This is a genomic window from Enterobacter cloacae complex sp. S3, from assembly GCF_014930495.1.
In the GTDB taxonomy this organism is placed as follows: domain Bacteria; phylum Pseudomonadota; class Gammaproteobacteria; order Enterobacterales; family Enterobacteriaceae; genus Enterobacter; species Enterobacter asburiae_B.
In genome coordinates, this window is the sequence record NZ_JADBRD010000004.1 from 131,259 (window position 1) to 150,182 (window position 18,924).

The 18,924-nt window shown below is 58.4% G+C and carries 16 protein-coding genes; 11 read left to right on the forward strand and 5 right to left on the reverse strand.

Going from position 1 to position 18,924, the window contains the following annotated elements; all coding sequences use genetic code 11:
- Position 1: 1 nt before the first annotated feature.
- Positions 2 to 1,198: an enterochelin esterase gene (gene fes, locus IM317_RS00930; RefSeq protein WP_033144888.1), complete on the reverse strand. Its 1,197-nt coding sequence runs from the start codon at positions 1,196 to 1,198 to the stop codon at positions 2 to 4.
- A 146-nt stretch (positions 1,199 to 1,344) separates the two neighbouring features.
- On the opposite strand from fes, the gene IM317_RS00935 reads away from it, so the two are divergent.
- The gene (locus IM317_RS00935) at positions 1,345 to 3,585 is read left to right on the forward strand and encodes a TonB-dependent siderophore receptor (RefSeq protein ID WP_033144887.1); all 2,241 of its coding nucleotides are present in this window, start codon (positions 1,345 to 1,347) and stop codon (positions 3,583 to 3,585) included.
- A gap of 110 nt (positions 3,586 to 3,695) precedes the next feature.
- Positions 3,696 to 4,352: an enterobactin synthase subunit EntD gene (gene entD, locus IM317_RS00940; protein WP_033144886.1), complete on the forward strand. Its 657-nt coding sequence runs from the start codon at positions 3,696 to 3,698 to the stop codon at positions 4,350 to 4,352.
- Positions 4,353 to 4,447: 95 nt separating this feature from the next.
- Here entD and nadS read toward each other — a convergent pair whose 3' ends face one another.
- The 3 genes from nadS to betT form a co-directional block, all read right to left on the reverse strand.
- Positions 4,448 to 4,732, reverse strand: coding sequence for a NadS family protein (nadS, locus tag IM317_RS00945; protein WP_033144885.1), 285 nt, complete (start codon positions 4,730 to 4,732; stop codon positions 4,448 to 4,450).
- A gap of 40 nt (positions 4,733 to 4,772) precedes the next feature.
- On the reverse strand, positions 4,773 to 5,120 hold the full coding sequence (locus IM317_RS00950; RefSeq protein WP_033144884.1) for a type II toxin-antitoxin system RelE/ParE family toxin: 348 nt from the start codon (positions 5,118 to 5,120) through the stop codon (positions 4,773 to 4,775).
- A gap of 137 nt (positions 5,121 to 5,257) precedes the next feature.
- Entirely contained in the window at positions 5,258 to 7,291 is a 2,034-nt protein-coding gene (gene betT, locus IM317_RS00955; RefSeq protein WP_029741651.1) for a choline BCCT transporter BetT, read from the reverse strand.
- A 128-nt stretch (positions 7,292 to 7,419) separates the two neighbouring features.
- On the opposite strand from betT, the gene betI reads away from it, so the two are divergent.
- From betI to IM317_RS00995, 8 genes are all read left to right on the forward strand, one after another.
- A complete protein-coding gene (gene betI / locus IM317_RS00960) occupies positions 7,420 to 8,007 on the forward strand; it encodes a transcriptional regulator BetI (protein WP_032662864.1) in 588 nt (195 codons plus the stop codon).
- 13 nt (positions 8,008 to 8,020) lie between these two features.
- On the forward strand, positions 8,021 to 9,493 hold the full coding sequence (betB, locus tag IM317_RS00965) for a betaine-aldehyde dehydrogenase (protein WP_033144883.1): 1,473 nt from the start codon (positions 8,021 to 8,023) through the stop codon (positions 9,491 to 9,493).
- Between the two features lie 13 nt (positions 9,494 to 9,506).
- Positions 9,507 to 11,171: a choline dehydrogenase gene (gene betA, locus IM317_RS00970; protein WP_033144882.1), complete on the forward strand. Its 1,665-nt coding sequence runs from the start codon at positions 9,507 to 9,509 to the stop codon at positions 11,169 to 11,171.
- Between the two features lie 590 nt (positions 11,172 to 11,761).
- Complete coding sequence (locus IM317_RS00975) at positions 11,762 to 12,325, forward strand: fasciclin domain-containing protein (protein ID WP_023334833.1); 564 nt, start codon at positions 11,762 to 11,764, stop codon at positions 12,323 to 12,325.
- A gap of 43 nt (positions 12,326 to 12,368) precedes the next feature.
- Positions 12,369 to 12,923, forward strand: a complete 555-nt coding sequence (locus IM317_RS00980) for an RNA polymerase sigma factor (RefSeq protein ID WP_033144881.1) — start codon at positions 12,369 to 12,371, stop codon at positions 12,921 to 12,923.
- Positions 12,920 to 13,567 (forward strand): anti-sigma factor domain-containing protein, encoded by a 648-nt coding sequence (locus tag IM317_RS00985; RefSeq protein WP_033144880.1) that lies wholly within the window; start codon positions 12,920 to 12,922, stop codon positions 13,565 to 13,567. Before IM317_RS00980 ends, IM317_RS00985 begins: the two co-directional genes overlap by 4 nt.
- Positions 13,568 to 13,842: 275 nt before the next feature.
- Positions 13,843 to 14,583, forward strand: a complete 741-nt coding sequence (locus tag IM317_RS00990; RefSeq protein WP_033144879.1) for an SDR family oxidoreductase — start codon at positions 13,843 to 13,845, stop codon at positions 14,581 to 14,583.
- A gap of 33 nt (positions 14,584 to 14,616) precedes the next feature.
- Positions 14,617 to 16,311: a thiamine pyrophosphate-binding protein gene (locus IM317_RS00995; RefSeq protein ID WP_033144878.1), complete on the forward strand. Its 1,695-nt coding sequence runs from the start codon at positions 14,617 to 14,619 to the stop codon at positions 16,309 to 16,311.
- Between the two features lie 33 nt (positions 16,312 to 16,344).
- Here the strand turns inward: IM317_RS00995 and IM317_RS01000 are convergent, their stop codons facing one another.
- Positions 16,345 to 17,043 (reverse strand): GNAT family N-acetyltransferase, encoded by a 699-nt coding sequence (locus tag IM317_RS01000; protein WP_033144877.1) that lies wholly within the window; start codon positions 17,041 to 17,043, stop codon positions 16,345 to 16,347.
- A gap of 201 nt (positions 17,044 to 17,244) precedes the next feature.
- Here IM317_RS01000 and IM317_RS01005 point away from each other — a divergent pair, with 201 nt between their 5' ends.
- Complete coding sequence (locus IM317_RS01005; protein ID WP_033144876.1) at positions 17,245 to 18,813, forward strand: ABC transporter substrate-binding protein; 1,569 nt, start codon at positions 17,245 to 17,247, stop codon at positions 18,811 to 18,813.
- The last annotated feature ends 111 nt before the right edge of the window (positions 18,814 to 18,924 follow it).

The window sequence follows — 18,924 nt, forward strand, 5'->3', positions numbered from 1 at the left end:
GTTATTGAATGAGCGGCTGCCAGAGGGTCATCAGCCCCTGCGTCAGCCCACCGCGCCAGCAAAGCGCATCGTGTCCGCCGTCAACCTGACGCCAGGTAACCTGCTGCGCGTGTAGTTCGGCGTAAATCGCCTGATTGGCATTGAAAATCAGCGGCTCGTTGCGCCCGGCCTCGAGGACGATACGCAGCCCGCTCGCGGTCAGCTCACCGGCTCTGAGCTGTTCGATGAGGCATCCTTCCTGCTGCCCGCCGCGGTGCGGCCACCAGTACGAGCCGGACTGGCTCAGCACGCAGCCAAAACGCTGCGGCCAGCTGAGGCCAGCATAAAGCGAAGAGAGTCCGCCAAAGCTCTGGCCCGCCACCACGGTACGGTCGGCGAGGTCGCTGAAGGGGGCGAGATGTTTTACAAGAGGGAGAAGTTCTTCCTGTACCGCCAGCCAGAAATCGGGGTTACAGGGCAATTCGCGGTTGCGGTGTTCCATGTCGATCGCATCGATTAATACGTAGACCGCAGGGGGCAGTTGGCGCCCGGTGGTGAGCGACGTCAGCGCAGGCCAGACGGGCATGCTTTCGGCCCAGAACTGCCCGTCGAGCAGCAACGCCAGCGGGCGCTCGGTGCCGTCGTCCCCGGTGGTAAAAATCCACACGCGGCGACGGTTGTTGAGACGCTCGCTGTTCCACTCAATGCAGACCGGCTGGTGATACTGCGTATCGGGATGGTCCCAGCCGGGCTGAACGGGCGCGTCCGGCATCTCCAGCGCCGAAACGGCATGACCGCGCCCGCCGCGCCAGCTCTGCCGATTCAGCGGGTCGGAAACCGCGTGCGGCAGCAGCCTGCGCCAGCCTTCGCGCAGCGCCATGCGGTCCGGCAGTTCGCCTTCAAACACGGTATCGGCAAAATCGTTTTCATTTACAGAAGGGATAAAACAGTAGCTCCCGCGCCACTCGGGGCTGAATTCGCCCTGCCACTGCCAGACGTCGGTATCCGGGATGCGCTCGAGGGACTGCGGGCGGGCATTTTGATGGTGATCGGTCACGCCGGTAACGTAGAGCCAGACGCGTTTGACCAATGAGGTTTTCTGCGTTCCTGCCGGATCCCGCCACCAGAAGGTGACGCGACACTTCTCCTTCTGACGTTCCCATTCAGGTCCGTTTTTCGACTGCCACCACGCTTCACTTCCGGTTGTTAACGTCGTCACCCTTATAACCCCATGTTTCACAGTCTTTTTTGTTTCAGAGCAAATTTTATTGATAATATTATTGATAACTATTTGCATTTGCAATAGCGTAATGCCCGCGCTGTGGGAAGCGCGCTCATTAAATAACCATAAAAGCGGGACGTACAATGAATAAGAAGATTCACTCTCTGGCCTTGCTGGTCAATTTAGGGATTTATGGTGTCGCGCTGCCCGCCATGGCAGACGACAACACCGCCTCTGCGCAGCACGAAGATACGATGGTGATCACCGCCGCCGAGCAGAATTTACAGGCGCCGGGCGTGTCGACCATTACCGCCGACGAGATCCGCAAAAACCCGCCCGCGCGCGACGTGGCGGAAATCATCCGCACCATGCCGGGCGTTAACCTGACCGGGAACTCCACCAGCGGCCAGCGCGGCAACAACCGTCAGATTGACATTCGCGGCATGGGCCCGGAAAACACCCTGATCCTGATCGACGGCAAGCCGGTCACCAGCCGCAACTCTATTCGTCTGGGCTGGCGCGGCGAGCGCGACACCCGCGGCGATACCGGCTGGGTGCCGCCGGAGATGATCGAGCGTATCGAAGTGATCCGCGGTCCGGCAGCCGCGCGCTACGGCAACGGCGCGGCAGGCGGCGTGGTAAACATCATCACCAAAAAATTCGACGACCAGTGGCACGGCTCCTGGAACACCTACCTGAACGCGCCAGAACATAAGGACGAAGGTTCCACCAGGCGCACCAACTTCAGCCTGAGCGGCCCCCTGGGCGGCGACTTCAGCTTCCGCATGTTCGGTAACCTCGATAAAACCCAGGCCGACGCGTGGGACATCAACCAGGGTCATCAGTCCGATCGTACCGGTGCCTACGCCAACACCCTGCCGGCTGGCCGCGAGGGCGTGGAAAACAAAGACATCAATGGCGTGGTGCGCTGGGACTTCGCGCCCATGCAGTCCCTGGAGTTCGAAGCGGGCTACAGCCGCCAGAACAACCTCTACGCGGGCGACACGCAGAACACCAACAACGACAGCGCGCTGGTGAAGAAGAATTACGGCAAAGAGACTAACCGTATCTACCGCCAGAACTTCGCGGTGACCTGGAACGGCGGCTGGGATAACGGCATCACCACCAGCAGCTGGGCGCAGTACGAACACACCCGCAACTCCCGCCTGGGCGAAGGTCTGGCGGGCGGGACGGAAGGGTTATTCAACAGCAATAAATTCACCGACACCGACCTGGCCGACGTGATGCTGCACAGCGAGATCAACCTGCCGATTGATTTCCTCGTCAACCAGAACCTGACGCTGGGCACCGAGTGGAACCAGCAGCGCATGAAGGACTCCACCTCCTTTACGCAAACCCTGCAGGGCGGCACCGTTCCGGGCATGAGCAACGACCGCAGCCCGTACACTTCGGCGGAGATTTTTTCCCTGTTCGCCGAAAACAACATGGAGCTGACCGACAGCACTATGCTGACCCCTGCCCTGCGCTTCGATCACCACACTATCGTCGGCAACAACTGGAGCCCGTCCCTGAACCTGTCGCAAGGTCTGGGCGATGACTTCACGCTGAAGATGGGGATCGCGCGCGCCTATAAAGCGCCGAGCCTGTACCAGACCAACCCGAACTACCTGCTCTACAGCAAAGGCCAGGGCTGCTACGCCAGCTCGGACGGCGTGGGCTGCTACATGATGGGCAACGACGATCTGAAAGCGGAAACCAGCATCAACAAAGAGATTGGTCTGGAGTGGAAACGCGACGGCTGGCTGGCGGGCGTGACCTGGTTCCGCAACGACTATCGCGACAAGATTGAAGCGGGCTACGCGCCGATCGGTCACACCTCTTCCGGTAAAGTGCAGACGGATATCTACCAGTGGGAAAACGTTCCGAAAGCGGTCGTCGAAGGGCTGGAAGGCTCCCTGAACGTGCCGGTCAGCGACACGATCAACTGGACCAACAACATCACCTGGATGCTGCAGAGCAAAAACAAGGAGACCGGCGACCGTCTGTCGATCATTCCGGAGTACACGCTGAACTCGACCCTGAGCTGGCAGGTTCATCAGGACGTGTCGCTCCAGTCGACCTTTACCTGGTACGGCAAGCAGCAGCCGAAGAAGTATAACTACAAAGGTCAGCCGGTGACCGGGTCTGAGAAAGACGAAATCAGTCCGTACAGCATCGTTGGCCTGAGCGCGACCTGGGACATGACCAAAAACGTCAGCCTGACCGGCGGCGTGGATAACGTCTTCGACAAACGCCAGTGGCGCGCGGGTAATGCCCAGACCACGGGCAACGCCACCACCGGTGCGTATATGTACGGTGCGGGAGCGTATACGTATAATGAGCCGGGTCGTACCTGGTACATGAGCGTGAATACGCGCTTCTAAGGTAAAAACAAAACGGCAACTGAGTTGCCGTTTTTCGTGTTTGCTCCCTCTCCCCGTGGGAGAGGGCCGGGGTGAGGGCATCAGGCCGCACAATTCTGAAGGGAAAAAACATGCACACAACCCACACCACGTTCATTCTTGCCGGCCACACCGTCCACAACGTCACCTTCGCCCCCACCACCTTCACCGACGCCGACCTTCTCTGGCTCCCCCACTACGCTGAACTTTCAAACGCCGGACGCAAACGCAAAGCCGAGCATCTGGCAGGCCGCATCGCCGCCGCGCATGCGCTCGGTGCGATAAATGAACGCGCGATCCCCGGCATCGGCCCCAGCGGCGAACCGCTCTGGCCGGAAGGGGTTTCGGGAAGCATTACTCATAGCGGCACGCAGGCGATGGCGGTTGCCGTCCGTCATCAAGATGCGCTCGTAGGTATTGATTGCGAAGCCATTCTTCCAGACCACGAAGCCCGCGAAATCCAGGACGGCATCGTTGATGCGCAGGAAGCGATATGCCTGACGCACTCGGGCTACCCTTTTGCGCTGGCGCTGACGCTGGCATTTAGCGCCAAAGAGAGTTTGTTTAAGGCGCTCTTTCCAAAGGCAAATACTTACATGGGGTTTGAGTGGGCGAGAGTCACAGAGTTAACGGAAAAAACAATCACGCTGGCGCTTTCGAACCCGGCTGGAGACTATCCTGAGGGTAAACGCTTCATCCTCATCTGGCAGAATAATGATACGAGCGTGTTTACGCTGCTAAAAGCCTGATGGCGCTACGCTTATCAGGCCTATGGTAAAGCGGTGTTGTAGGCCGGGTAAGGCATCGCCGCCACCCGGCATAAATTGTACAGATAGATATCAGCTCACTGCCCCGCAAGCGCTCTGAAAAACGCGGGATTATCTCTAATCACATTTAGCACTTTCGCCGCTAATCCCGTTGGGTTTCGCCGTTTCGACTCCCAGCTTTTAATCGTATCAACACTTGTACCCAGAGCCTTCGCCATTTCGCTTTGAGTGACATTTAACTGCTCTCTTATCGCCCGAACGTCCGCGACCTCATAGCGAGTGACTCGTGATGGAGTTTTCTTACCACGTTGGATCTCGGCAGCCTCTTCAAGCGAAGCCTTAAGTTCATCAAAGATACTCATTGTCTGCCCCTTCTTGCCTGATGGAGTACATAGTACACCTTTAATTGACGGAACTGGAAGCGCTATTGGTGAGAACAGACGTGAGTTTTCTGAGTTCGGCTTTCTCTACATCGGTCAGGCTGTCCTTCATGCTTTTTGGATAGGCCATGAGGAAAAAAATCACCTCTTCAGTAGCCAGAAAGTAGATGACTCTGGCCCCGCCGCTTTTTCCCTTTGAGCCAACAGCCATTCTTATTTTACGTAGCCCGCCTGTATGCTGGATCAAATCGCCTTTATGAGGCCAGGCAATGAGTTCCTTTTGGAGATCCCTTAATTCATCATCCGTAGCAATACTTTTGAACTGCCGGGTAAAAAGTGATGTTTCGATAAATTCTATCGCGTGGCTCATGCATGATTCCTTCCCTGATGCAGCAAAAGCCTGAATGCTTCAGCATCAGGCTTTTGCTGCAATATGACTCTTCCATGAGTAATATCGCATTGAAAAACTGTATTTATATACAGATATATTGTTATTTAAGAATCCGTTTAGACATCCGGGAACATCACGCTATTCCCCGGCGCTTCCCTGTGCAGATGGATAAAGTTCAGGTGCCGTTCATACTGGTCCAGAATGTCCGTAATCACCTGCTCCTTGCTGTAGTCCATCAAATCATTCCCCTGGCTCCCTTCCAGCAGGAAGGTCTCAAGCCGGTAGTAGGTCGATTTCCCGCTGCGCGCCCGGTAGGTAAACCCGGGTACTGAATACTGCTGCGGCCAGATCTGATAAACAAAGTTCTGCTCGTCGCCCATGTGCACCAGCAGATCCAGGTGCCCCAGGGTCTCGCCCTCCTCCGGCGGCAGGTTTTTCAGCTCCACGTAGGCTCCACGCAGCTTCAGCTCCTGCGCGACCTCTTCCATCGCCGGGAAGCAGACTGTCTCCATCATCTGTTTGGTGTAGCGCGTGCCCGGGTAGTTCATCAGGCGCGAGAGACGTTTCTTCCAGCTCAGCCTGTCCTGCGCGCCCATCGGACGCGGCGCGGTGTCGCGGCTGGCGCTGACGCGGCGGTAGTCTTCCACCTTGAGCGATTTATACAGCCCGGCCATCACGAAGAAGATGACGAAGCTGAACGGCAGGCCCATGATCACCGTGGTGTTCTGCAACGCCGAAATGCCGTTGGTCATCAGCATGCCGAGCGTCAGCAGGCCGATGGCGACGGACCAGAAGATGCGCAGCCAGTTCGGCGCATCGCTGTTGATGTCTTTGAGCTTCGAGGTGAAGTTGCCCAGCACCAGCGCGCCGGAATCCGCCGAGGTGACGTAAAACAGCAGGCCGGTGATGGTCGCCACGGAGGCGCTAAAGGTGAACGCCGGGTACTGCGCCAGCAGGCTGTAGAAGCCGCGCTCCGGGTGCGCCATCGCTTCCTGCGCGAAGGTCGCATTGCCGTGGATGATCTCGTGCAGTGCGCTGTTGCCGAAAATCGACAGCCACAGCAGGGTAAAGGTGAACGGGATTATCAGCGTGCCCATCACGAACTGGCGGATGGTGCGGCCACGCGAAATACGCGCCAGGAACAGGCCGACAAACGGCGACCACGCCACCCACCACGCCCAGAAGAACAGCGTCCAGTTGTTCATCCACTCTACCGGGCGGTCGAAAGCGAAGCTGTTCAGCGTCATGCCCATAAAGCGGTTTACGTAGTCGCCCACGTTGAGCACTAGGGCATTGAGCAGGAACGAGGTATCGCCCATAAACAGCACGAACAGGATCAGCCCCAGCGCCAGCGCCACGTTCAGCTCGGAGAGCACGCGGATGCCTTTATCGACGCCCGACGTCACCGAAATGGTGGCGATAATGACGGAGAGCGCAATCAGCGCCGCTTTGGCCGCCATCGAATCCGGGATATCAAACAGCACGCTCAGCCCGTAGTTGAGCTGCACCACGCCAATCCCGAGCGTCGTCGCAATACCAAAGATGGTGCCGATCACCGCCGCGATATCGACGCTGTGGCCAATCGGGCCGTTAATCTTTTTACCGAAGATCGGGTACAGCGCGGAGCGGATGGTGAGAGGCAAATTATAACGATAGCTAAAGTATCCGAGCGCCATGCCCATCAGGGCGTACATCGACCAGCCCGTCAGGCCGTAGTGGAACAGTGTCCAGACCATCGCCTGGCGCGCGGCCTCCATCGTCTGCCCCGCCCCTTCCGGCGGCTGCATATACTGCGTGACCGGTTCGGCCACGGAGAAGAACATCAGGTCAATGCCGATGCCGGCGGCAAACAGCATCGCGGCCCAGCTCAGCAGGCTGAATTCGGGCTTGGACTGCTCAGGCCCGAGCTTCACGGAACCAAAGCGCGAGCAGGCAATGCAGACCACGAAGACGATATAGAGCGTCGCGGCCAGCAGATAGTACCAGCCGAAGGTCTTCGACACCCAGTTCAGGGTGCGCCCAATCCACTCGGCAGAAAAATCACGAAAGAAGATGGTCGTCAGGGAAAACAACAAAATCAGCCCGGCGGACGTATAAAAAACGACCGGGTTGATTTTGTCTTTTTCTCTGTCTTGTGAAAGGTCTGTCATCCAGTATCCCCACTGTTTTTGTAACTATTAAAATCCAAATCCGCAACAATTAAGACACATTTTATATTGAACGTCCAATCAAAAACCGCTTTAATGTATTACCAACGCTGATGAATGGAGTGGCAAAAATGCCCAAAGTGGGGATGCAGCCGATCCGGCGCAGGCAGCTTATCGACGCCACGCTGGAAGCAATAAATGAAGTGGGAATGCACGACGCGACGATCGCGCAGATCGCCCGTCGGGCGGGCGTTTCCACGGGGATCATCAGTCACTACTTCAAAGACAAAAACGGTCTGCTGGAAGCGACCATGCGCGACATCACCGGCCAGCTGCGCGACGCGGTTTTGAGCCGCTTACGCGCTCTGCCGGACGGCAGCGCGGAGCAGCGCCTGCAGGCCATTGTCGGCGGCAATTTTGATGAAACCCAGACCAGCGGCGCGGCAATGAAGGCCTGGCTGGCCTTCTGGGCGAGCAGCATGCACCAGCCGATGCTCTACCGCCTGCAGCAGGTGAGCAGCCGTCGCTTGTTGTCAAACCTGGTGTACGAGTTCCGCCGTGAGCTGCCGCGCGAACAGGCTGAAGAGGCGGGCTACGGCCTGGCGGCCCTGATCGACGGGCTGTGGCTGCGCGCCGCGCTGAGCGGCAAGCCGCTGGATAAGACCCTGGCGCAGTCGCTCACCAGCCACTTTATCAGCCAGCATTTACCGACCGAATAACCGAGGAGAATTTATGTCCCGAATGGCAGAACAGCAGCTTTATATCAATGGTGGTTATACCTCCGCCACCAGCGGTCGCACCTTCGAGACCATCAACCCGGCCAACGGTGAAGTTCTGGCGAGCGTACAGGCCGCCGGGCGCGAAGACGTCGACCGCGCCGTGGAAAGCGCAAAACGCGGGCAAAAAATCTGGGCGGCGATGACCGCCATGGAGCGCTCGCGCGTTCTGCGTCGCGCCGTTGATATCCTGCGCGAGCGCAACGACGAGCTGGCGAAGCTGGAAACCCTCGACACCGGTAAAGCGTACTCCGAAACCTCCACCGTCGACATCGTCACCGGCGCGGACGTGCTGGAGTACTACGCGGGGCTGATCCCGGCGCTGGAAGGCAGCCAGATCCCGCTGCGTGAGACCTCATTCGTCTACACCCGCCGCGAGCCGCTGGGCGTGGTGGCGGGCATCGGGGCGTGGAACTACCCGATCCAGATCGCCCTGTGGAAATCAGCCCCGGCGCTGGCGGCGGGCAATGCGATGATCTTCAAGCCGAGCGAGGTCACCCCGCTCACCGCCCTGAAGCTTGCGGAGATCTACACCGAAGCGGGCCTGCCGGACGGCGTATTTAACGTCCTGCCGGGCGTGGGCGCGGAGACCGGCCAGTACCTGACCGAGCATCCGGGCATCGCCAAAGTCTCCTTCACCGGCGGCGTCGCCAGCGGCAAGAAGGTAATGGCCAACTCGGCTGCCTCCTCCCTGAAAGAGGTAACGATGGAGCTGGGCGGCAAATCCCCGCTGATTATTTTCGACGACGCCGATCTGGATCTCGCGGCGGACATCGCCATGATGGCGAACTTCTTCAGCTCCGGCCAGGTGTGCACCAACGGTACCCGCGTGTTCATACCCGCGAAATTCAAGGCCGCGTTTGAGCAGAAAATCGTTGAGCGCGTGGGCCGCATCCGCGCGGGCGATCTGTTCGATGAACGCACCAACTTTGGCCCGATGGTCAGCTTCCCGCACCGCGACAGCGTGCTGCGCTACATCGCCAAAGGCAAAGAGGAAGGTGCGCGCGTGCTATGCGGCGGCGACGCGCTGAAGGGCGAAGGTTTTGACAACGGCGCGTGGGTCGCCCCGACCGTGTTCACCGACTGCACCGACGAGATGACCATCGTGCGCGAAGAGATCTTCGGCCCGGTGATGTCCATCCTCACCTATGAAAGTGAAGAAGAAGCGATCCGCCGCGCCAACGACACCGACTACGGCCTGGCGGCGGGCATCGTCACTGCCGACCTGAACCGTGCGCACGGCGCCATTCATCAGCTCGAAGCGGGCATCTGCTGGATCAACACCTGGGGTGAATCCGCCGCAGAGATGCCGGTCGGCGGCTACAAACACTCCGGCATTGGTCGCGAGAACGGCGTGATGACGCTGCAGAGCTACACCCAGGTGAAGTCCATCCAGGTTGAGATGGGTAAATTCCAGTCCATATTTTAACCGGGAGGTTTATTTGCAATTTGACTACATCATTATCGGGGCCGGCTCTGCCGGCAACGTACTGGCAACGCGACTGACTGAAGATCCGAATACCACCGTCCTGCTGCTTGAGGCGGGCGGGCCGGACTACCGCTTTGACTTCCGCACCCAGATGCCCGCCGCGCTGGCGTTCCCGCTGCAGGGCAAGCGCTACAACTGGGCGTATGAAACCGAGCCAGAGCCGTACATGAACAACCGCCGCATGGAGTGCGGGCGCGGCAAAGGGCTGGGCGGCTCGTCGCTGATCAACGGCATGTGCTACGTGCGCGGTAACGCCATGGACCTCGACCACTGGGCCAAAGAGCCGGGTCTGGAGCACTGGAGCTACCTCAACTGCCTGCCCTACTACCGCAAGGCCGAGACGCGCGACGTGGGGCCGAACGACTACCACGGCGGCGACGGTCCGGTGAGCGTCACCACCTCTAAGCCGGGCGTGAACCCGCTGTTTGAGGCGATGGTGGAGGCGGGCGTGCAGGCGGGCTACCCGCGCACCGACGATCTCAACGGCTATCAGCAGGAGGGCTTCGGCCCGATGGACCGCACGGTCACGCCGCAGGGCAGACGCGCCAGCACCGCGCGCGGCTATCTGGACCAGGCCAAAAAGCGCCCGAACCTGACCATCCGCACTCACGCCATGACCGATCATATTATTTTTGACGGCAAGCGCGCGGCGGGCGTCGAGTGGCTGGAGGGCGAAAGCACCATCCCGTCCAGAGCGACGGCGAATAAAGAGGTGCTGCTGTGTGCGGGCGCGATTGCCTCCCCGCAGATCCTCCAGCGCTCCGGCGTGGGCAACGCGGAGCTGCTGAAGCAGTTCAATATTCCGCTGGTGCACGACCTGCCCGGCGTGGGCGAAAACCTGCAGGATCACCTGGAGATGTACCTCCAGTACGAATGCAAAGAGCCGGTCTCCCTCTACCCTGCCCTGCAGTGGTGGAACCAGCCGAAGATTGGCGCCGAGTGGCTGTTTGGCGGCACCGGCGTGGGCGCGAGCAACCACTTCGAAGCGGGCGGGTTTATCCGCAGCCGCGAAGAGTTCGAATGGCCGAACATTCAGTACCACTTCCTGCCGGTAGCGATTAACTACAACGGCTCGAACGCGGTAAAAGAGCACGGCTTCCAGTGCCACGTTGGCTCCATGCGCTCCCCAAGCCGCGGGCACGTGCGCATCAAGTCGCGCGATCCGCACCAGCATCCGGCGATCCTGTTCAACTATATGTCTCACGAGCAGGACTGGCAGGAGTTCCGCGACGCTATCCGCATCACCCGCGAGATCATGCGCCAGCCCGCGCTGGACAAATATCGCGGTCGCGAAATCAGCCCGGGCGTCGAATGCGAGACCGACGAGCAGCTCGACGAGTTCGTGCGTAACCACGCCGAAACCGCCTTCCACCCGTGCGGCACCTGCAAGATGGGTTACGACGAGATGGCGGTGGTCGACGGCGAAGGCCGCGTTCACGGGCTGGAAGGGCTGCGCGTGGTGGATGCGTCGATCATGCCGCAGATCATCACCGGCAACCTGAACGCCACCACTATTATGATTGGCGAAAAAATTGCCGACGCGATCCGCGGGCGCGAGCCGCTGGCGAAGAGCACGGCGGCGTATTATGTGGCGAACGGGGCGCCGGTTCGACGCTGAGGGTATTTCCCCTCCCCTTAACCCTCTTCCATACGGGGGAGGGATCCCCACAAAACAATGCCTGTACGGACGACTCCCTCTCCCTTGAGGGAGAGGGCTGGGGTGAGGGGGAACATACGGCTGCGGTGGTCATTCCGTTCACTTGACGTTCCTTGCCACTCTGTAACGACGTAACTTGTGAACGTGCCAGGGCGGCTCAATCGCCACCGCCCTGGCAACCCGGGCTCCCGGCGGTAAATCGCCGCTTCGCGGTGCCCTCAGCTTATTCCTTCAGGCTATCGGGTCGGGCATGAGCCTGCATCCCTGCAGGCCACGCCCTCTCGGCGCATCCCTGCGCCTCGCCCCGGCCTTACGGAAACGCTTCGGCGATTTACAGCCGGACCAGGACATCGCTGTAAGGCGTTCATTTTCCTGAAACCACATGCATCGCTTCAGGTTAAAAAATGACTGGGGATCTCTCACTCCATACGGGAGAGGGAGTTTATCTTCCCGCCCAAAATTTATTTTCATTTGCCTGCATCCAGTTTCCACCCTGCCCTCGTATGTGAGTATGTGAGCAACGCCTTTGCTCCTTAATCCGAGGATAAATGATGAAAAAGCTACTCAGTGTTGCATTCGTATCCAGCGCTTTACTCTTCTGTGCAGGCGCATCAGCAGCCATGACGTCAGGCTCCGTGATGGTGGGCGGAGCGGAAATGTTCCCGAGCAAAAACATTGTTGAAAACGCCGTGAATTCTAAAGATCACACCACGCTGGTGGCGGCGGTTAAAGCGGCCGGGCTGGTGGATACGCTGCAGAGCAAAGGGCCATTCACCGTCTTTGCGCCCACCGATGCGGCGTTTGCGAAATTGCCTGCGGGTACGGTCGACAATCTGGTGAAGCCGGAAAATAAAGCGCTGCTCACCAGTATTCTGACCTATCACGTGGTCGCCGGTAATTACGATATGAAAGCGCTGGAGCAGAAAATTAAACAGGGCGGCGGCCACGCGGAGCTGAAAACCGTTAACGGTCAACCGCTGTGGATCATGAGTAACGGCCCGCACAATATTCAGCTCAAGGATGGTAAAGGCAACGTGGCGAATATCAGCACCTATGACGTCCATCAGAAAAATGGCGTAATCGATGTGATCGATACCGTCCTGATGCCTAAGTAGTTGTCTATACTTCGGAAGTGTGACGTTGCCTTCCGGGAAAAACATGGATAACGCGCTGGCTGAACAGCAGTTGAAATTAATGCAGGCGATCGCTAACGGCGATCGCCGCGCATTTGAACAGCTTTACCGACTCACATCGCCTCACCTGTTTGCCGTCGCGCTGCGCATGCTACGCCATCGCGCCTGGGCAGAAGAAATCCTTCACGACTGTTTTGTCACCGTCTGGAGTAAAGCCGACACCTATAACGCCGCCCTGAGCTCTCCGATGACCTGGCTTACGCATATTGTTCGCAACCGCTGTATTGACTGGCTGCGCAGCGGGCAAACCCGCGCTGCCGCCCGCGAGGAGTCGTATTCCGAAGAGAGTCTGCTTAGCGAAAACGATGAGCAAAACAACTGGTACGACGACGCGCAGGCAGCACGACTCAGGCATTGTCTGGATCATCTAAGTCAGGAACAGCGCCAGAGCATTACGCTCGCCTACTATCAGGGCATGTCCCACAGCGACATTGCCGACTGGCTCCAGCAGCCCGTGGGCTCGGTAAAAAGCTGGATCCGCCGCGCGATGGATCATCTTCGGGAGTGCGTGGGCCTATGAATGACAGCGAAAAACGCGATGACATGCTGGCTGCAGAATATGCCCTCGGCACCCTGCGCGGAGGGGCGCGGCTTCAGTTCCAGAAGAGGCTTGCCGCTGAGCCCGGTCTGGCTGCCCGCGTGGCGTACTGGCAGGAAATGTTCAGCACGCTCGATAGTCACCTTACGCCCGTTCACCCACCCGAGACGGTGTGGAAGAGGATAGCCCTCGATCTGCCACCGAAAAAGCCTTTGCGCCAAAGCCGGCCCTATCTCGGCTGGGTGGTCGCGGCCGGCCTCGCCGCCGTTACCGTCGTGACCTGGTATTCCACCCGAACGCCGGAACTCGCACCGCTGATGGTGCTCAACGATGCCCAACAGCACGGGCAATGGATCGTCAGTGCGGACAGCCGCCGCCAGTATCTGAGCATCACCCCTCTCAGACCGAACGCTGTCGCGGCGCAAAACAGCCTGCAGCTTTGGCTTATTCCTGCCGGGAAGGCCCCGATATCCCTTGGGCTGCTGCAACGTGATATACCGACTCATGTTGCCCTCGGGAACAACACCCTTACCCCTGACGCGATGATAGCCATAAGCCTCGAGCCCGAAGGTGGGTCACCCACCGGTCAACCCACCGGCCCCGTGCTGTACAGCGGCAAGATTTAATCCTCCGGCCTTGTTCGCAGGGCCGCGGGGATCACCAAATTTTATTCTGTTCATATGATTGTTACATATAAGAATTAAATATTAAGCTTGCAATTAATTTAATTATTAAAAAACGTCATTGACATTTTCTTCCGCACTCCATTAAGTTTTAAGCGAGCATTATTTCATTCCAGATACAGAATATATCAAAAACGAGCATTTAAGAATTTTTCATAATTCTTAAACCGCTCCCTTATTTTTATTTATTTTGAATCATACAACAGTGAGATAAGATCATGAATAATAGTGCAAACAAAGTTGTTGTTATCACCGGTGCCAGCAGCGGTATTGGTGAGGCCATTGCCCTTCATCTGGCAAATAAACCTTTCTCTCTGGTGCTGGTTGCCCGTCGTCTGGAGAGAATTAACGCCCTGGTGGATCGCATTATTCAGCAGGGCGGCCAGGCGATTGCCGTGAAGGCGGACGTGACCCGACAGGAGGAGGTTCAGCGCGCGATTGACGCTGCCGTCGCCGCATACCAGCGCGTCGACGTGCTGATCAACAACGCAGGCTTTATGGCAATTGCTCCCCTCAGCGAGCTGAAAACCGACGAGTGGGACCGGATGATCGATACCAACATCAAAGGCGTGCTGTACGGTATCGCAGCGGCATTCCCGGTATTCCAGCGTCAGGGGAGCGGACACTTTATTAACGTGGCCTCCGTGGCGGGTATCAAGGTCCTTGCCCCCGGCGGCGTGGTGTACAGCGCCACGAAATTCGCCGTCCGCGCCCTGAGTGAAGGCTTACGTCAGGAAGCGGGGAAAACCGTTCGGACGACCCTTATTTCCCCCGGCGCCGTTGAAAGCGAGCTGCAGTTTGGCAGCTCTGATGCCCCGAGCAAACAGTTCCTGCATGAATTTTATAAGCAGGCTATTCCGGCAGAGTCGATTGCCAGGGCCGTATTATTTGCTATCGAACAGCCTGGCGACGTTGATGTAAATGAAATAATTGTCCGTCCTACGCAGGAAGAATTTTAGCATGAGTTAAATAACGCTGAATGAGGTGTCATTATGATTAAATCATTAACGTCCCTGTCAGATTTAAATATGCGATCGGGTGCCGATATTCTCCTTGAAGTGCTGGAGAGTGAAGGTGTGGAATATATTTTTGGCAACCCCGGCACCACCGAACTCCCGCTCATTGATGCCCTTCTTCGCCATGAAAATATTCACTATATTCTGGCACTCCAGGAGAGCAGCGTGGTCGCCATTGCCGACGGCTACGCGAAAGCCTCCGGCAAGACCGGTTTTATCAATTTGCATACCGCCAGCGGTCTTGGGCACGGCATGGGGAATCTCATTAATTCGCGGATCATGAAAACGCCGCTGGTTGTCACCGTCGGGCAGCAGGATACCCGGCACTACGTGCGCGACCCGCTCCTGTACGATGACATTGTCTCCATTGGATCGCCGGTGGTGAAATGGGCGCAGGAGGTCACCAGCGCCGACCAGCTTCCGGTGCTGGTGCGTCGGGCGTTTCATGCCGCCAGCTACCCTCCCGCGGGTCCGGTTCTGCTTTCGCTTCCGATGAACGTGATGGAAGAGCTGAGCGACGCCGGGATACAAACGGCCTCTAAAGTGAACTACCACACAGTGGCGGGCTCGCTGGACGAGCTGGCGCAGGCGCTAAGCGAAGTCACCCCCGGCAGGATCATGATTGTGGCGGGGGATGAAGTTCACTCCAGCGGCTCGACGCAGGAGATTGTCCAGCTTGCTGAAGCGCTCGGCGCCCATGTCTACGGCTCCTCCTGGCCGTTGAATTTGCCCTTTCCCACGCAGCACGCGCTATGGCGAGGCAATATGCCCACCACCGCAAATGAAATCGCCAGCGTCGTTAATGCCTACGATGCGGTGTTTATCATCGGCGGCAGAAGCCTGATTACCATTTTGTATAGCGAGGGCGAGGCCATTCCGGAAACCTGCGCGGTGTATCAGCTCTCGGCGGATATGAACGAGCTGGGACGCACCTACGCCACGCGCCTCTCGGTGATGGGGGATATAAAACTCTCCCTGAAGGAACTGCTGCCGAAGCTTGAGCAGCGCCGGGTGGCAAGCAAATTGACGCATCAGCGGCTGCTTAAAGCTGCACGCGCTGAACGTGAAAAAGAGTGGCAACTGCAGGAAGAGCGTCTGGCAGCCGAGCGGCTGCGCCCGGCGATTTCGCCGATGGTCGCGGCCTACGAGGTGATAAAGTCCGTTCCACCGGGCACCACGATTGTCGACGAAGCGATTGCAACGGCCAGACACGTTCGCCGGTTTATCTCCGACCAGCAGCACCCGCGCTACTACTTTATGCGCGGCGGCGGTCTGGGCTGGGGAATGCCTGCAGCAGTAGGTCACTCGCTGGGGCTGGGGCGCGAGCCGGTTGTGTGTCTGGTTGGCGACGGCGCCTCCCTGTACTCGCCGCAGGCGCTCTGGACGGCGGCGCACGAAAATCTGCCCGTCACCTTTATCGTGATGAATAACCTGGAGTACAACATCCTGAAAAACTTCATGAAAGGACAGCCGGGCTACAGTTCGACAAAGCTGGGTCGCTTTATCGGGATGGATCTGATTAACCCGCGAATTGATTTCCAGTCGCTGGGCACCACGATGGGTATCCGCTGCTGCCGGGTGACCCAGGCCGCGGATATCGCCACGGCGGTGACGCAGGGGCTACAGTCAGGAAAAACCAATTTGATTGAAATTGCCATTTCCGCAGATTGATCGACCGTTTCAGATGTACCCTACATAAAACACTTATAACCGAAACGCCTCAAGCCGCTTAATCTGCTGCCCTTCTCCGTCAAAATTCTCCGCCGCCAGCCAGGCGCGCAGTTCGGCATCGCGCTGCGGCCACTCGCCGTCAATAATAGAAAGCATATCGCTGTCGCGGTTGCGCCCTTTGCGCACCAGCTTCTGGCGCAGGCGTCCTTCCCAGACAAACCCCAGCCGCTCCGCCGCATTGCGTGACGCAACGTTCATGGAATCGCACTTCCACTCGACGCGCCGGTAGCCGTGCTCAAACGCATTTTTCAGCAGCAGCCACACCGTTTCGGTGCCCATCCGGGTTCCTTTCATCCTGCGCGACCAGGTCACGTGCCCGATCTCCACCGACCCCAGCAGCCGCTCGTCAGCCATATAGCTCACCAGCCCCACCGCGCGTTCGGTGCGTAAATCAATGACGGCAAACGGCACCAGCTCATCGTCCATCACCTTACCCACGATCCAGTGCGCGGTGGCTTCCACGCTCGCTGGCTGCGTGCTGGCAAGCCACGTCCAGTCGCTGTCATCGCCCAGCGCATAGGCCTCGTAGAGATCGGCCGCGTGGCGATCGGCATCCAGCGGCTCCAGGCGGCAATACTGGCCGAACAGCGGCGTGCGGGTTAATACGCGCGCGCCTCTCCAGTCGGGAACGATATCGTTAACGGTTTGACCATGTTGATTAATTTCGGGCACGGCGGTGACTCCCTGAAAGGTAAGGAGTTTGTTATAGCAGGTTAAAAAGCGGGCGAAAAGCAGCGTATTTTAATAGCCCGAACGCATGCGATATTCCTGGAAGGCATAAGCAAAGCTGAATTTCGACTTTGCGGAATGTCAGAGTCGCCCTAACGTAGCGGAGCATAAAACAATCACAATATATTCTTCTCAGGGATCGCTATGACGAAAAAACTGTTGCCGTTACTGGTGCTGGCTGCGCTCTCAGGCGCTGTCCACGCCGCTACTCCGCCCAACACGCTGGTTGTTGCCCAGGGGCTGGATGACATCGTGAGCCTCGACCCGGCCGAAGCCAACGAGCTTTCCAGCATCCAGACCGTGCCGAGCCTGTATCAGCGTCTGGTACAGCCGGACCGCGATAACCCGGAAAAAATCACCCCGATTCTGGCAGACAGCTGGGAAGCGGACGCGGCAGCCAAAACCCTGACGATTAAGCTTAAGCCCGATGCCAGATTCGCCTCCGGTAACCCGCTGCGCCCGGAAGACGTGATTTTCTCTTACACCCGCGCCGTGACGCTCAACAAATCCCCGGCCTTTATTCTGAACGTACTGGGCTGGGACGCGAGCAACATCGCCAGCCAGCTGAAAAAGGTGGACGACCATACCCTCCAGCTTCACTGGACGGCGGACGTTAGCCCGTCGGTGGCGCTGAATATTCTCTCCACGCCGATTGCCTCCATCGTCGATGAAAAGCAGGTCGCGGCAAACGTGAAGGATAATGACTTCGGCAACGCCTGGCTGAAAATGCACTCGGCGGGCAGCGGCGCGTTCAAAATGCGCGTCTATCAGCCGCATCAGGCCATCGTGCTGGAAGCTAACGAATCAGCGCCCGGCGGCGCGCCGAAGCTCAAAAGCATCATCATTAAAAACGTCCCCGATCCGGCTTCACGCCGCCTGCTGATCCAGCAGGGTGATGCGGACGTGGCGCGCGATCTCGGAGCAGATCAGATAAGCGCCCTGGACGGCAAGCCGGGCGTGAAGGTACTGAGCATTCCGTCCGCCGAGCAAAATTACCTGGTGTTTAACACCGGCAACAGCGCCAACCCGCTGCTGAACAACCCGGCGTTCTGGGAAGCCTCGCGCTGGCTGGTCGATTATGAAGGCATCACCAAAAATCTGCTGAAAGGCCAGTACTTTGTTCATCAGAGCTTCCTGCCGGTCGGCCTGCCGGGCGCGCTGGAAGACAACCCGTTTAAATTTGACCCGGCAAAAGCGAAAGCCATTCTCGCCAAAGCGGGCATTAAAGACGCGCACTTCACGCTGGACGTGGAGAACAAGCCGCCGTTTATCACCATCGCCCAGTCGATGCAGGCGAGCTTTGCCCAGGGCGGCGTGAAGGTCGATCTGCTGCCTGCCGCCGGGAGCCAGGTTTATGCCCGCGTGCGCGCGAAGCAGCATCAGGCGGCGATTCGTCTGTGGATCCCGGACTACTTCGACGCGCACTCTAACGCCAGCGCCTTTGCGTGGAACGACGGCAAATCCAGCACCGTGGCCGGGCTTAACGGCTGGAAAATTCCGGAGCTGAACAAAGCCACGCTGGCGGCGGTAGCCGAGCCGGATCCGGCGAAGCGTCTTGATCTCTACAAAAAGATGCAGGAACAGCTGCAGCAGAATTCGCCGTACGTGTTCGTCGATCAGGGGAAAACCCAGATCGTGGTGCGCGATAACGTGAAGGGGTATCAGCAGGGGCTGAACGCGGATATGGTCTGGTACGATCGCGTCACGAAGTAGCCCTTCTCCTTCTCCCTCTCCCGTGGGAGAGGGTTGGGGTGAGGGCAACATCGTGCAACAGAGCCGCCTGTTCCCCCTCACCCCCGCCCTCTCCCACAGGGAGAGGGGGTC

Coding starts and splice junctions, on each gene's coding strand:
- IM317_RS00935 (WP_033144887.1), top strand. CDS start 1,345: ATGAATAAGAAGATTCACTCTCTGGCCTTGCTGGTCAATTTAGGGATT.
- entD (WP_033144886.1), top strand. CDS start 3,696: ATGCACACAACCCACACCACGTTCATTCTTGCCGGCCACACCGTCCAC.
- nadS (WP_033144885.1), bottom strand. CDS start 4,732: ATGAGTATCTTTGATGAACTTAAGGCTTCGCTTGAAGAGGCTGCCGAG.
- IM317_RS00950 (WP_033144884.1), bottom strand. CDS start 5,120: ATGAGCCACGCGATAGAATTTATCGAAACATCACTTTTTACCCGGCAG.
- betT (WP_029741651.1), bottom strand. CDS start 7,291: ATGACAGACCTTTCACAAGACAGAGAAAAAGACAAAATCAACCCGGTC.
- betI (WP_032662864.1), top strand. CDS start 7,420: ATGCCCAAAGTGGGGATGCAGCCGATCCGGCGCAGGCAGCTTATCGAC.
- betB (WP_033144883.1), top strand. CDS start 8,021: ATGTCCCGAATGGCAGAACAGCAGCTTTATATCAATGGTGGTTATACC.
- IM317_RS00975 (WP_023334833.1), top strand. CDS start 11,762: ATGAAAAAGCTACTCAGTGTTGCATTCGTATCCAGCGCTTTACTCTTC.
- IM317_RS00980 (WP_033144881.1), top strand. CDS start 12,369: ATGGATAACGCGCTGGCTGAACAGCAGTTGAAATTAATGCAGGCGATC.
- IM317_RS00985 (WP_033144880.1), top strand. CDS start 12,920: ATGAATGACAGCGAAAAACGCGATGACATGCTGGCTGCAGAATATGCC.
- IM317_RS00990 (WP_033144879.1), top strand. CDS start 13,843: ATGAATAATAGTGCAAACAAAGTTGTTGTTATCACCGGTGCCAGCAGC.
- IM317_RS00995 (WP_033144878.1), top strand. CDS start 14,617: ATGATTAAATCATTAACGTCCCTGTCAGATTTAAATATGCGATCGGGT.
- IM317_RS01005 (WP_033144876.1), top strand. CDS start 17,245: ATGACGAAAAAACTGTTGCCGTTACTGGTGCTGGCTGCGCTCTCAGGC.